Below are 13293 nucleotides of genomic sequence, written 5' to 3' on the forward strand. Positions count from 1 at the left end.
CGGTCAGCGGGGTGAATGTGAGAGGGCGCGGGCCAGCAGGACCACGACGACGGCGGTCAGGGCGGCGTGTCCGGCCAGCGCGGACGGCTGGATCTGCACGAGCGCGCCCCACGCGCCCCACATCGCGACCCGGGCGACGCGCGCGGCCATGACCGTCCACGCGGCGGGACGGCTGCCGCGCCAGGCGAGGATCACCGCGACCAGCGTGACCACGGCCAGCACCGCGAACGACGACGCGACCACGGGCAGCAGCGCGCCCCGGCCGCCCTCGCTGAGGGACGGCCGGGCGATCAGGATGGCGAGCGCGGCGACGTCCAGCGCGGCGAGCAGGCCGGCCAGGACCAGCCCGGTGGCCAGCGCCGGACCGCGCCGCAGCGGCCGGTACGGCTCGGGCCGGGCCTCCGGGACCGGCTCCGGCCACCCCGGCTGTGGATCATGGACGAACGGCGCCGTGCCCGGCTGCGGGGCGTCCGGCCGGGGCTGGCGGATCGTGGCCGGTTCGGCGTCACGGAACGTCTCGGCGCCCGGCCCACGCTGGGACGGGGGCGGGAGCGGCGGCTGGGCGGCGGTCGGGCCGGGCAGGCCCTCGCGGGCGGTCCCCGGGCGGGCGTGCCGCTCGCGTTCGCCGAGGAGCCACAGCAGGACGTCCTCGGACGCCGGGCGGGCCTTCGGGTCCTTGGCGAGGCAGGCGGCGGCGACGTCGGCGAGCGGCTCCGGCAGGGCGCTCAGGTCGGGCGTCTCGTTCATGATCCGGTACATGACGGCGGGCAGCGGGCCGCCGGCGAAGGGGTCGCGGCCGGTGGCGGCGAACAGCAGCGTGCCCGCCCAGGCGAACAGGTCGGTCGCCGGGACGACCCGTCCGGTGAACTGCTCGGGCGCCATGTACGCGGGCGTCCCGACGACCTGGCTGACCTGGGTGGCGTTCGTGTCGAAGGCGCGGGCGATGCCGAAGTCGATCACGCGCGGGCCGTCCGGGCCCATCAGGACGTTCTGCGGCTTGAGGTCGCGGTGCACCACGTTCGCACGGTGGATCGCGGTCAGCGCCGTGACCGAGCTGATCGCGAGCCGGTCGAGGTCGGCGCCGGTGCGCGGGCCCTCCTCCTGGACGAGCCGCCGCAGCGACCGTCCAGGCACGTACTCGCTGACGATGTAGGGCCGGTCGCCCGCCGTGTCGGCGTCGAGCATCTGCGCGGTGCAGAACCCGGCGACGCGCTGGAGGAGGGCCAGCTCGCGGACGAACCGCTCCCGCGCGCCGGCGTTGCCGAGCAGCTGCGCGTGCAGCAGCTTGACCGCGACGCGACTCGGCCCGCCGGCGATTTCGGCGGGGCGGCCGAGGTACACCACGCCCTGGCCGCCGGCCCCGATCCGGCCGAGCAGCTCCCAGCCGCCGAGCCGGGTCGGGTCGGCGGTGGTGAGGGGAATCGGGCTCGCCATTCACAACCCCCGTCGGGTCCGCCGATACCGCCACGGGCGGCCGGTGGAAAATTTGAGCATTTACCGGGCACAAATCCGCTCCGCCCGGCATCAAAGAGTATAGATTCGGCTGGCCCGAAGCGGGAGAGGAAGCATGCTAGTGATCCATTCGCTAATTGCCCGGCACAGGGTTTCCGCCGTGCCGGTCGCGGGGGCGGCCGCCGCCCTCGCGCTCGCGGCGGGCACGCTGTCCGGCTGCGGGGACGCGGGCGCGACCATCACCCGGCTGACCGTGGGAACGCCGGGCCCGGATCCGTACACGCTGGCGTCCGACACCGACCGGACGGACGTGAAGGAGCGGCCGCGCGCGGGCGGGACGAAGGACGGCGACTCGCCCGGCCTGTACGGCGGGACGCGGCAGGCGTCGACCTGCGACCAGCAGAAGCTCGTGGCGTTCTTGCAGGCCAACCCGGACAAGGCGCGCGCCTGGGCGGACGTGCAGGGTATCCCCGCCGACGACATCCCGCGGTATGTGTCGCGGCTGACGCCGGTGCTGCTGCGCACCGACACGCTCGTGACGAACCACGGCTACCGCGGCGGGAAGGCGACGAGCGGGCCCGCCGTCCTCCAGGCCGGAATGGGCGTTTTGATCAATGGTTACGGTGTGCCCACGGTTAAGTGCAATTGTGGCAATCCCTTGACCCGCCCGAAGGAAAAGATCTCCACGCGGAACGCGTCCTACACTGGCCGGTCCTGGCCGGGTTTCGAGAAGCGGAATGTGACCGACATCCGGCCGCGGGATTCCCGGAAGGGCACGATCGTCACCTTCGTCCTCGTCGATCCCGAGGGCACGATGGGGTTCCAGCGTCCCCGCGCCACCGAGGGCGAGTCGGACGGGCCGCCGATCGCGCTGCCGTCCACGGAGACCGAGGGTCCGGCGAGCGACTCCCCGGCGCCGTCCGACTCCGGGCTGGACTCGCCGGACGTCGTGTCGCCGGGCACGGAGACCCCGGGCACCGAGCCGACCGGCACGGAGTCGCCCGGCACCGGGGAGACCCCGTCGCCGGGCGTGCCGCCGGACGACCCGGGCACCGGCGGCGGCGAGCCAGACCCCGGCACGCCGCCGGACGGGGGCACGGGCGGGATGGCGCCGCCCGCCGGGCCGCGGGACCCGATCTCCCTCCCGCCGTCCCGCGGGCCCGAGCCGACGGTCTCCTGACGGCGGCCCGGCGCTCTCCTGACGGCGGTCCGGCGGTCTCCTGGCGGCGGTATAGTCTGCTCATATGAGCAGTCAGTCAGACGTCGCCCCGCCCCTCGCCGAGGCCGAGGCCTGCGTCGTCCGCGTGGTCGACCCCGCGAAGGTCGCCGACGTCACCGCCGCCCTGCCGGGCGCGGAGACGATCACCGAGCTGGCGCAGGTCTTCGGGCTGCTGTCCGACCCCGGCCGGCTGCGAGTGATCACCGCGCTGCTGGAGGGGGGCGAGATGTGCGTGTGCGACATCGCCGCGTCCTGCGGGCACTCGGAGTCGGCGGTCTCGCACGCGCTGCGGCTGCTGCGCGCCAACCGCGTCGTCCGGGTCCGCCGGGCCGGGCGGATGGCCTACTACCGGCTGGACGACTCGCACGTCCGGATGCTGCTCGATCTCGCCCTGGCCCATGTCGGCCACGGCAGGGAGGGCGAGCGCTCATGATCGGAGGCAGGCGGGCCGAGCCGGCGGAGCCGAAGCACGGGCACGGCCATGGGCACGGCCACGGGCACAACGTGTCGCCGACCGCCGACCGGCGGCTGCTCGGCGGCGCGCTGGCGCTGATCGTCGTCTACATGGCGGGCGAGGTCGCGATCGGCCTGATCGCCAGCTCGCTCGCGCTGATCACCGACGCCGCGCACATGATGACCGACGCGTTCGCGATCGCGCTGGCGCTGGTCGCGATGCGCATCGCCGCGCGCCCGCCGCGGGCCGGCTTCACCTACGGCCTGCGCCGCGCCGAGATCCTCTCCGCGCAGCTGAACGGGCTGACGCTGATCCTGCTCACCGTCTACTTCCTGTACGAGGGCGTCCGGCGGCTGATGGAGCCGCACGACGTCGAGGGCCAGTTCGTGTTCTGGACGGCCCTGGCCGGCATCGCCGTCAACGTCGCCGCGACCATGCTGATCAGCCGGGCCGACCGGCGCAGCCTGAACGTCGAGGGCGCGTTCCAGCACATCCTCAACGACCTGTTCGCGTTCATCGCCACCGCCGTCGCGGGCCTCGTCGTGTGGACGACCGGCTTCAACCGCGCGGACGCGATCGCCTCCCTCGTCGTCGCGGCGCTGATGCTCAAGGCCGGGTACGGGCTGCTGCGGGACGCGGGCCGCGTGCTCATGGAGGCCGCGCCCGCCGGGCTCGACCCGTCCGAGCTGGGCACCAGGCTCGCCGCGCGGCCGTGCGTCGAGGAGGTGCACGACCTGCACGTGTGGGAGGTCAGCTCCGGGTACCCGGCGCTGTCGGCGCACGTGCTCGTCGACACCAAGGGCGACTGCCACGCCGTCCGGCGCGACCTGCAGGAACTCCTCCGCGACGCGTACGGGATCACGCACACGACGCTGGAGGTCGACCATGTGGACGACCCGTCCGGCGGCGGGCACGGCCACTGCGACGACCCGCACGGCCCCCGGCACGTGGTGGAGTCCGAGGAGCCGCACGAGCACGCCGGCGGCGCGCCGTGCGACCACTGATCACCGCACGCCGAGGAGCGCGGCGGGGCCGTGCCAGCAGACGGCGCGCAGCCAGTCGTCGCCGAAGCCGAGCGCGGCCAGCGACTCCAGCTGGTGCGCGTACTCGTAGGGGATGTTCGGGAAGTCGGTGCCGAGCAGGACGCGTCCGGCGAGGCCGAGGTCGCGCAGGCGCGGCAGGAGCGCGTCCGGGAACGGGGCCAGCGCCGCGAACCGCGTGAAGATCATCGTCGTGTCCAGGCAGACGCGGTCGTGCCGGTCGGCGAGGGCGGCGAAGCCCTCGAACTCCGGCGCGCCCAGGTGCGCGACGACCGCCGTGAGCCGCGGGTGGCGGGCGAGGACCTCGCCGAACGGCCCCGGCCCGGTGTAGCCGTTGGCGACGGGCCCCGAACCGGCGTGGACGAGGGCGGGCACGCCCGCGTCGGCGAGCATCCCCCAGACCCGGTCGAGTTCCTTGGCGCGCGGGTCGAACCCGCCGACCTGGAGGTGGACCTTGAAGACGCGGGCGCCGTCGTCCAGGGCGCGGCGCACGTAGTCCTCGACGCCGGGCTCGGGGAAGAACGTCGCCGTCTGGACGCATTCGGGGACGCGGGCCGCGAACCCGGCGGCCCACTCGTTCAGCGACTCGGCCATGCCGGGACGGTGCGGGTACACCAGCGACGTGAACGCCCGGACGCCGAGCCCGCGCAGGAACGCCAGCCGCTCCTCCTCGGAGTCCCGGTACCGGATGGGCCATTCCGTGCCGATCAGCGGCCCGGCCTCGTCGAAGTAGCTCCAGACCGCGCTCATCAGCCGCGGCGGCATGAAATGGACGTGGACGTCGATGATGCCGGGCAGCCCGAGCGCCCGCCAGAACGCCGGGACGTCCGAATCAGAACGAGGTTCGGTCACGTCCCCGACCCTAGCCGGAGGCCGCGCCCCCCGCTTCCGGCCGGGGGTCAGGTGATCTCGGCCAGCAGGGCGGGCAGGGTCGCGCGCAGCTCGCGGCGCCAGTACGGCCAGGTGTGGGTGCCGCGGTAGAAGTGCGTCGAGACCGGGATGCCGAGCTTGCGGAGCTTGCCCGCGAACTCCTGCGAGACGGTGTGGGCGAGCGTCTCGACCACGTCCCGCCCGGTGCCCCGGCGGCGGTCGTAGGGGCCGGACGCGCCGTCGCCGGAGCTGACGTGCAGGCGGACGCCGGTGAGCCGGTCGGCCAGGTCGTACGGGTTGTGCTGCCGCCACACGACGCGCTGCTCCTCCGGGTCGCCCCACACGTCCGTCCAGTCGAGGGACGGCGCGCCGATCGCGACGCCCAGCTCGACGAGGTCGGCGACGTCCAGCCCGGCCGGGTCGCGGTACAGGGTGTGGACGGGGCCGCTGAACGAGGCCGCCGCGCGGAACAGCCCGCGGTGCCGGGCCGCGTACGACAGCGCGCCGAGGCCGCCCATCGCGTTTCCGGCGACGGCGCGGTCCGATCCGGCGCGGTATCCGCGTTCGAGGATCTGCCGCAGTTCCGCCAGATGGAACGTCTCCCACTTCGGCGTCCCGCCGTCGCCGCGATTCCACCAGTCGGTGTAATTGCCGCAAGGGCCGCCGTCGGGCATGACGACGATCACATCGGCGTCCTCGGTGAGTTCCTCGATATCGGTGTGGTCGGTCCAAGCCCGGTAACCCCCGGCGGTGGAGCCGTGCAGGAGCCACAGGACGGGCCAGCGCCGGGACGCGTCCCGGGACCAGTCCGGGGGCAGCAGCAGCCGGGCGCGGCCGACGCCGTCGAGGACCGGCGAGCGGACGGCCAGGTCAAGGACGCGGCGGCGTGGCCGGCGCTCGCCGACCACGGCCGCGCCGTCGTCGGCGGGCGCGGTGGGGCGGGCGGCGCGACCCGCCGGTCCGCCCGCGGATCCGCCCGCGGCGATGGACGCCGTCATCCCGGCGATCCCGACGATGAATCCCGCTCCCGCGAAGCCGCGCAGTCCCATGTTTCGTCCCGGTCATTCAGATGTGCCTCACCTGTAATGGTTCCCAGTCAGGGCCATGTTTCAACTGCGGATAATCGGTTTATAAAGCTTCGGCCCGGAGTTCGAGTCCGGATTTTCCCGCGTAGGGTGACGCCGAGGGGTGAGAGGGCCGCCGGGCGGAGCTCGCCGGCCGAATGGCGGCGGGCGGGGGCTGGAGGACGGTGGGGAGATGCGGAGCGTCGAGATGCGGAGCAAGGCGGAGCTCGAAGCCGACATCGGGGGCGGCGGGCGCGCCGCGCTGGTGATCAACTCCCGGTCGCGGCGGGGGCGCCGGCTCTACGGCCGGGCCAGGCGGATGCTGCGCGAGGCGGGCGTCGACCTCGTCCACGTGTTCCCGGTGACCGACCCGACGCGGCTGCGGGAGCTGTTCTCCGACGTCCTCGCGCTGGAGCCCGACCTCGTCGTGGTCGGCGGCGGGGACGGGACGATCGCCGAGGCGGTCGGGCATCTCGCGCACCGCGACATCGCGCTCGGCGTGTTGCCGCTCGGCACCACCAACAATTTCGCGCGCAGCCTGGAGCTGCCGATGGACCTGCCCGGCGCGGTCCGGACCCTCGCCGTCGGCCGCCCCGCCGGCGGGAAGGTCGCGGACGTCGACGTCGGCTGGTTCGAGAGCACCGGCGACCCGCAGGGCGAGGGCCCCGGCGCCGACCGCGAGCACATCTTCGCGAACATGGTGAGCCTCGGCATATCGGTCCAGGTGGCGGAGAGCGTCCCGCACGCGCTCAAGCGGTTCGTGGGCCGTCCCGCGTACGCGCTGACGGCGGCGCGGTTGCTGCCGCGGCACGAGGCGTTCACCGCCCGGGTCACCATCGACGGTGAGACCCGCGAGCTGGTCACCCACCAGCTGAACGTCGCGAACGGCGCGCACCAGAGCGGGCAGCGCATCGCCCGCGACGCCAGCCCGGACGACCGGCTGCTCGCCGTCTACCGGTGGGGCGACGAGCGGCGGCTGCGGCTGCTGTCGGCGACGGCGCGGCACGCCCTCACCGGGCGGTGGCGGACGCTGGACGAGGACGCGTTCCTCACCACCGCGCACGTGGAGATCGAGACCGATCCGCCGATGGCGGTGGACGTGGACGGCGAGATCCGCGGCCGCACCCCGGTGTCGATCCGGCTGCGCGGCAACGCGCTGCGCGTGATCGTCCCGCAGACGTTCCCCGACACGTGAGCCTGCCCGGCTACCGGACGCCGCGGGCGGTGAGCAGTTCCTTCAGGCGGTCGTGCGGGAGGGCCGGGGAGCGGTGGCCGTCCCGTCCGATCATGGTGCGGCCGGCGAGCAGGACGTTCAGCACCGCCTCCTCGACCGTCTCCACGACCGCCTCGTAGAACGGGTCGATCAGGTTCCACGGGACGAACCGCAGCGTGTCGTAGCCGGGTTCGCCGTCCGGGAAGCCGCCGCTGATCGCGCCCGGGTTGGCGGTGGAGAAGGCGAGGAAGATGTCGCCGGACCCGTGCGCCCCGTAGGCGCCCGTCCGGGCGAGCCCGAGCGGGACGCGGCGGGCGAGCGCCGTGCACTGGCCGGGGAGCAGCGGCGCGTCCGTCCCGACGACGACGATGACGGAGCCGGAGCCGGGCGGCGCGAGCCAGTCGTCGTCCTCGATCGGGTTGTCGGCGGCGAGGTCGGCGCCGACCGGGACCCCGCAGACGGTGAGCTGGCGCCGGCCGCCGAAGTTGGCCTGGACGAACGCGCCCACCGTGTAGGAGTCGGAGCCGTAGGACACGACCCGCGAGGACGTCCCGCTGCCGCCCTTGAACGAGTAGCAGTTCATGCCCGTCCCGCCGCCGACGGAGCCCTCCTCGACCGCGCCGCCGGACGCCGCGTCGATCGCGGCGACGGCGTGCTCGGGCCTGACGTGGTCGCCGCCGATGTCGTTGAGGTAGCCGTCCCAGGTCTCGGCGACGACGGGCAGCATCCACTCCTGGAACCCGGGCCGCTCGCGCAGCGCCCAGTCGATCGCGCCGCGGTGCGCGGCGCCGACCGCGTGCGTGTTGGTGATCATGACGGGCAGGGTCAGCGCGCCGGTCTCGGCGATCCAGTGCGAGCCGGTCATCTCGCCGTTGCCGTTCAGCGAGTAGATCCCGGCGGCGCACGGGTCGAGGAAGGCGTCCCGGCCGCGCGGCAGCAGCGCGGTCACGCCGGTGCGCACCGGGCCCTCCCCGCGCCGCAGCGGGCCTTCGCCGGAGACCAGCGTGGTGTAGCCGACCTCCACCCCGGGGACGTCGGTGATCGCGTTGTTCGGGCCCGGCGTGCCGGGCAGCGGCAGGCCGAACGGGCGGGCTCGGGTCATCGGTCTCCTTCCTGATCGCCGGCCCCGGGGTCGCCGAGGTCGCGGCCGATGGCGTCGGACGCGCAGGCCAGCAGGAGGCTCGCGGCCCGCGCGGCGTCGAGGGTCGGCACGGCCATCGTCATGTGCAGCCCGTAGCCGTCCTCCAGCGCGACGAGGTTGCGCGCGATCGCGCCGGCGTCGCGGGTCAGCGTGAACGCGCCGGTCGCGGCGCCCGCCTCCAGGATCCCGGCGTAGATGCCGACCTGCCGCTCGTACAGCCGGATGTGCTCGGCGGCGTACGAGGCGTCGCGGCGGGCCACGGCGCCGAGCTCGTACAGCAGCACGCACAGGTCGTCGTCCGGGCCGGACGGCAGGCCGCTGCGGATCATCGCGATGAGCCGCCGCCGCGGGTCCGGCTCGCCCCGGACGGCGTCCTCGCGGGCGGCGCAGAACCGCTCGACGGCCTCGCGCTGCACCTCCCGCAGCAGGTCGGTGAGCGTCGGGAAGTAGTACAGGACGGAGCCGGGCGACATCTCCGCCTCCGCGGCCACATCGCGCAGCCGCAGATCGAGCATGCCGCGGCCGATCACCGCGCGGCGGGCGGCGGCCACGAGGTCGGCCCGCCGCTCATGGGCCCTGCTGGGTCGTGCCATGCCGACATTCTCCGAAGATCGTTCAGACAACGCAAGTCAAGCCATCGCCGGAGAAACCCGAGACCAAGTTGTTATGACCTCGGTTATTGACCGGACGGCGGGTGGTTCTTTGATACTCGTTCGACGAATTCTTGTCCAGGAGGTGCCCCATGGCCGCACCCGAGGTCCGTCCACCGGCAGCCGCCGGCCGCCCGCCCGCGCTGCATCGCGGGCTGAAGACGATCGGCGCCCTGCTCATCGTGCTGTCGGCGATCACGCCCGCGTCGTCGGTGTTCATCATCGCGCCGGGGGTGCTCTCGCAGGCGGGCACCGGCGCGTTCCTGAGCTTCGCCGCCGCGGGCGTCGTCGGGATCTTCATGGCGTTCGTGTACGCCGAGCTGGCGTCGGCGTACCCGCTCACCGGCGGCGAGTACGCGATCGTCGGCCGCACCCTCGGCCGCCCGGCCGGCTTCATCGTGCTCGGCCTGATCCTCATCACCCAGCTGCTGATCCTCGCGGTGATCGCGCTCGGCGTCGGCACCTACCTCGGCGTCCTGATCGACGGCCTCAACGGCCCGGTCATCGCGGCGGTCACGGTCGCCGTCGCGACCGTCATCGCGATCTTCGACATCAAGGTCAACGCGGTGGTCACCGGGATCTTCCTGGCGATCGAGATGATCGCGCTGCTGGTGCTGGCCGGGCTGGGCTTCCTGAACGTCGAGCGGCCGTTCACCGACCTGCTCGCCGACCCGGTCGTGGCGGTGGACGGCGGGGGCCTCACCGCCGCGTCCGCGGGTCTGATCGCGGCGGCCACCGCCGTCGCGATCTTCGCCTACAACGGGTACGGCTCGGCGGTCTACTTCGGCGAGGAGACCCACGACGCGCACCGGGCGGTGGCGCGGACCGTGCTGTGGGCCCTCGGCATCACGGTGGCGGCCGAGATCATCCCGGTCACGGCCGTCCTGCTCGGCTCGCCCGACATCGAGCGCCTGCTGGGCTCGGAGAACATGATGGAGTACTTCATCACCGAGCGGGCCGGCGACACCGTCAACACCGTGATCAGCCTGGCCATCGCGCTCGCGATCTTCAACGCGGTGATCGCCATCATGCTGCTCACCGCCCGGCTGATCTTCAGCTCGGGACGGGACCGCACCTGGACGCCGAAGATCGACGGCGCGCTGTCGGCCGTCCACCCGCGCTTCGGCACCCCGTGGATCGCGACGATCGTGGCCGGGGTGCTCAGCGCCGCCGCGTGCTTCCTGGACGAGAAGTTCCTGCTCGTCGTCACCGGGACGTCGCTCGTCGCCGTGTACGCCGCGCTCTGCCTGGCGGTGATCGTCGGCCGCCGGAACGGGACCACCGCGCACGCCGGATACCGGATGCCGTGGTTCCCGGTCGCGCCCGTCGCCGCGCTCGCCGCGCTCGGCTACGTCATCTACCAGAGCGCCAAGGACCCGGAGATCGGGCGGCCGAGCCTGATCGTGACCGTCTCGGTGATCGCGGTGTCGGCCGTCTACTTCGTGCTCGTGCTGCGCCGCCGCGGCGGCTGGAGGCTGACGGGCGCGCCGGACGACCCGGGCGCCGATCCCGTCGGCGACGACCCTGCGGGCGACGACCCGGACGCCGGGGAGCCGCGATCGTCGGCCATGACGTAGGCGCCGGACTCCAGCCGGCCGATCAGCCGCCGCGTCCAGTCGGCGGCGGAGTCGGCGGAGTGCACCCACCAGCCGAGGAGCTCGCGCAGGTGGTCGTCCGGGTCCTGCGCGTCGAGGCGCGGGGCCACGGACGACCGCCGGCCGGCCAGGCCGTCCAGCCGCTCGCGCAGCAGCCGGACGGCCTCGGCGCGCGGCAGCTCGGTGAGGAACCCGAGCCCGGCGGTCAGCATCTCCGGATGCCGGACGTCGACGTTCGCGAGGGCGCAGCGCAGCAGCCGGAGGAACTCGGCGCGGCCCGCGTCGGTGATCTCGTAGTCGGTGTGCGGCGGCCCGGCGTCGCTCTCCTCCACCTCGTGCGCGCGGAGCATGCCCTCCTTCGCGAGCTGCCTGAGCGCGTGGTAGACCGAGCCGGGGTTCACGTGGGCCCATTCGTCCGAGCCCCACGAGATCAGCTCGCGGCGGACCTCGTACCCGTGCGCCCGCCCGAACCGCCGCACGCCGCCGAGCACCAGCAGCCGCGTCGCCGACATCCCGCTCCCCCTGACCGTAAGTCCGTTTCAGAGTAGGCGGTCAGGACGGCAATCGGCGACGAAAGCGCTAGCCGCGCAGCGCGGCGAGGTCGTCCGGCGCGAGGACGACGCCCGCCGCGGCCAGGTTCTCCACCAGATGGGCCGGGGAGCCGGTGCCGGGGATCGCCAGCATCACCGGCGAGAGCGCGAGCAGGCCCGCCAGCAGCACCTGCGGGACGGTGGCGCCGTGCCGCGTGGCGATCACGCTGACGCGCTCGTCGTCGGGGATCCCGAACCCGCCGAGAGGGAAGTACGGCGCGTAGGCGATGTTCTCGCGCTCGCAGACGGCGAGGAGGCCGACGTCCTGCGGCTGCGTGACGTCGAACCGGTTCTGGATCGCCGCGACGGGCGCGATCTCCTGCGCCTCGGCGAGCTGCGCCGCGCTGACGTGGCTGAGCCCGAGGTGCCGGATGACGCCCTCGTCCCGGAGCGCGGCCAGGACCGCGAAACGCTCTCCGATCGGCTCGTCCATGGGGCTCTCCAGCCCGCCGGGACGCAGGTAGACGAGGTCGAGGTGGTCGCGTCCCAGCTCGCGCAGGTTCCGCTCCACTTCGGCGCGCAGCCCGGACGCGGGGATCGTCCCGGTCGGGTGCCGGTCGTCCGGCCCCCGGTACGGCCCGACCTTGGTCGCGATCACGAGCCCGTCCGGATACGGAGCGAGCGCCGCGCGGATCATCTCGTTGGCGGCGGGCCCGCCCTGGGCGTAGTAGAACGCGGCGGTGTCAATATGATCCACGCCCAGCTCGACGGCCTTGCGCAGGATCTTCAGCCCGGTGTCGCGGTCGTTCGCGGGGCCGTCGAGGCGGCTCTGCGGCAGCCGCATCGCGCCGAACCCCATCCGCGCGACCCGCAGGTCGCCGCCGAGATCGAAATGCCCGCCGGTGGTGATCTGTGTCGTCATGCGTCCCACTGTGCTGCGCGCCGACGGCCCGGACGAACGCCTGGCAGCAAGCTGCCAGCCGGGTGGCGGACCGGCTCGGCCGTCCTAGCCGCCCTGCGCGCTTCGGCTCGCCGGCGGGGCCGGGTTGGAGCGGCCCGTGACGGTGTTCAGCCAGAAGGCGCCGCGAAGGCCGTGGAAGGCGGCCATGGCATAGGCGCCGATGACGGCGGAGACGGCGGCGGCCCACGGGTGGCCCGGCAGATCGGCCCAGAGCGCGGCGAGGGCGGCCAGCAGGATCCCGGTCACGCCGGCGAGCGCGTTGCGCACGGGCGAGTTCCCCAGCACGGTCGGGAACTCCTCGCCGGAGAGGCCCTTGATCAGGTGCGGCAGCGCATTGGTGCCCATGAGGCCGGCGAAAAGGCAGAGCGCCATGGTCTGAACCATGATGGCCTCCAGTTCAGTCTACGAGCGTTGACCGAATCTAACACCGGGTCTCATTTGAGTCAACATGTGTAGACTGACGCGGTGGGTTCCGAAGCCGTCTCCAGGGCCGAGCAGCGCCGCCGGACCCAGGAGCGGATCCTGGCGGCGGCGCGGCGGCTGTTCGCCGAGCACGGCTATGACCGGACGACGATCCGTGCGATCGCGACCGAGGCGAGGACCGATCCCGGCCTGGTCATGAGGTACTTCGGGTCGAAGGAGAAGCTGTTCGCCCAGGTCGCCGTGGTCGACCGGCACGAACCCCCCGGCGGAACCCCCGACCAGGTCGCCGAGCTGCTGCTGGCGGCGCTGGGCGCGAAGCTCGCGGCGGAGCCGACCGGCGCGCTGGCGGCGCTCCGGTCGATGTTCACCCACCCCGACACCGCCGCGGCGGTGCGGGAGGCGATGCTCGCCGAACAGCGCCACGCCGCCGAGGCGATACCCGACGAGGACGCGGACCTCCGGACGGGGTTGATCGGCGCGCTGACGCTGGGCACCGTCATCGCGCGGTATCTGGTGGGCCTCGACGGGCTGCGGGACGCGCCGCCGGAGAAGATCGTCGCGCTGCTGCGCGAGCCGTTCCACTCGATCATCCACGGCGACCCCGGGCCCGGCCCCACGAAGCCCGGTCACAAGGACGACGCCCGCGGCCCGGACGGGACGGCCAGGCGGGTGGCAGACTGA

General features: G+C 73.6%; 13 protein-coding genes and 1 pseudogene. 6 read left to right on the plus strand and 8 right to left on the minus strand.

Going from position 1 to position 13293, the window contains the following annotated elements; translation table 11 throughout:
- Positions 1-3: 3 nt before the first annotated feature.
- Positions 4-1434, minus strand: a complete 1431-nt coding sequence (locus ACH35V_RS31790; RefSeq protein WP_395978055.1) for a protein kinase — start codon at positions 1432-1434, stop codon at positions 4-6.
- Positions 1435-1612: 178 nt separating this feature from the next.
- Between ACH35V_RS31790 and ACH35V_RS31795 the strand changes: the two genes are divergently transcribed.
- The 3 genes from ACH35V_RS31795 (at position 1613) to ACH35V_RS31805 (ending at position 4129) form a co-directional block, all read left to right on the plus strand.
- The gene (locus ACH35V_RS31795; RefSeq protein ID WP_395978057.1) at positions 1613-2632 is read left to right on the plus strand and encodes a DUF6777 domain-containing protein; all 1020 of its coding nucleotides are present in this window, start codon (positions 1613-1615) and stop codon (positions 2630-2632) included.
- A 64-nt stretch (positions 2633-2696) separates the two neighbouring features.
- On the plus strand, positions 2697-3104 hold the full coding sequence (locus ACH35V_RS31800; RefSeq protein ID WP_395978059.1) for an ArsR/SmtB family transcription factor: 408 nt from the start codon (positions 2697-2699) through the stop codon (positions 3102-3104).
- Positions 3101-4129: a cation diffusion facilitator family transporter gene (locus ACH35V_RS31805; protein WP_395978061.1), complete on the plus strand. Its 1029-nt coding sequence runs from the start codon at positions 3101-3103 to the stop codon at positions 4127-4129. The genes ACH35V_RS31800 and ACH35V_RS31805 overlap by 4 nt, the downstream gene beginning before the upstream one ends.
- On the opposite strand, the gene ACH35V_RS31810 is transcribed toward ACH35V_RS31805, so the two are convergent.
- On the minus strand, positions 4130-5017 hold the full coding sequence (locus ACH35V_RS31810) for an amidohydrolase family protein (RefSeq protein WP_395978063.1): 888 nt from the start codon (positions 5015-5017) through the stop codon (positions 4130-4132). It lies immediately after the preceding gene.
- Positions 5018-5064: 47 nt separating this feature from the next.
- The gene (locus ACH35V_RS31815; protein WP_395978065.1) at positions 5065-6084 is read right to left on the minus strand and encodes an alpha/beta hydrolase; all 1020 of its coding nucleotides are present in this window, start codon (positions 6082-6084) and stop codon (positions 5065-5067) included.
- Positions 6085-6292: 208 nt separating this feature from the next.
- Between ACH35V_RS31815 and ACH35V_RS31820 the strand changes: the two genes are divergently transcribed.
- Positions 6293-7294, plus strand: coding sequence for a diacylglycerol/lipid kinase family protein (locus ACH35V_RS31820; protein WP_395978067.1), 1002 nt, complete (start codon positions 6293-6295; stop codon positions 7292-7294).
- A 10-nt stretch (positions 7295-7304) separates the two neighbouring features.
- Here the strand turns inward: ACH35V_RS31820 and ACH35V_RS31825 are convergent, their stop codons facing one another.
- Positions 7305-8414, minus strand: a complete 1110-nt coding sequence (locus ACH35V_RS31825; RefSeq protein ID WP_395978069.1) for a P1 family peptidase — start codon at positions 8412-8414, stop codon at positions 7305-7307.
- Positions 8411-9046, minus strand: coding sequence for a TetR/AcrR family transcriptional regulator (locus tag ACH35V_RS31830; RefSeq protein WP_395978071.1), 636 nt, complete (start codon positions 9044-9046; stop codon positions 8411-8413). Before ACH35V_RS31830 ends, ACH35V_RS31825 begins: the two co-directional genes overlap by 4 nt.
- A gap of 149 nt (positions 9047-9195) precedes the next feature.
- Between ACH35V_RS31830 and ACH35V_RS31835 the strand changes: the two are divergent.
- Positions 9196-10452: pseudogene (locus ACH35V_RS31835) on the plus strand (APC family permease); the annotation flags it as partial.
- An 86-nt stretch (positions 10453-10538) separates the two neighbouring features.
- Here ACH35V_RS31835 and ACH35V_RS31840 read toward each other — a convergent pair.
- From ACH35V_RS31840 to ACH35V_RS31850, 3 genes are all read right to left on the minus strand, one after another.
- Positions 10539-11210: a PadR family transcriptional regulator gene (locus ACH35V_RS31840; RefSeq protein WP_395978073.1), complete on the minus strand. Its 672-nt coding sequence runs from the start codon at positions 11208-11210 to the stop codon at positions 10539-10541.
- Positions 11211-11277: 67 nt separating this feature from the next.
- The gene (locus ACH35V_RS31845) at positions 11278-12150 is read right to left on the minus strand and encodes an aldo/keto reductase (RefSeq protein ID WP_395978075.1); all 873 of its coding nucleotides are present in this window, start codon (positions 12148-12150) and stop codon (positions 11278-11280) included.
- An 84-nt stretch (positions 12151-12234) separates the two neighbouring features.
- Positions 12235-12573, minus strand: a complete 339-nt coding sequence (locus ACH35V_RS31850) for a hypothetical protein (protein WP_395978077.1) — start codon at positions 12571-12573, stop codon at positions 12235-12237.
- Between the two features lie 81 nt (positions 12574-12654).
- Between ACH35V_RS31850 and ACH35V_RS31855 the strand changes: the two genes are divergently transcribed.
- Positions 12655-13293: a TetR family transcriptional regulator gene (locus ACH35V_RS31855; protein ID WP_395978079.1), complete on the plus strand. Its 639-nt coding sequence runs from the start codon at positions 12655-12657 to the stop codon at positions 13291-13293.

This window comes from Actinomadura sp. 1N219 (assembly GCF_044326405.1).
Classification (GTDB): Bacteria; Actinomycetota; Actinomycetes; order Streptosporangiales; family Streptosporangiaceae; genus Spirillospora.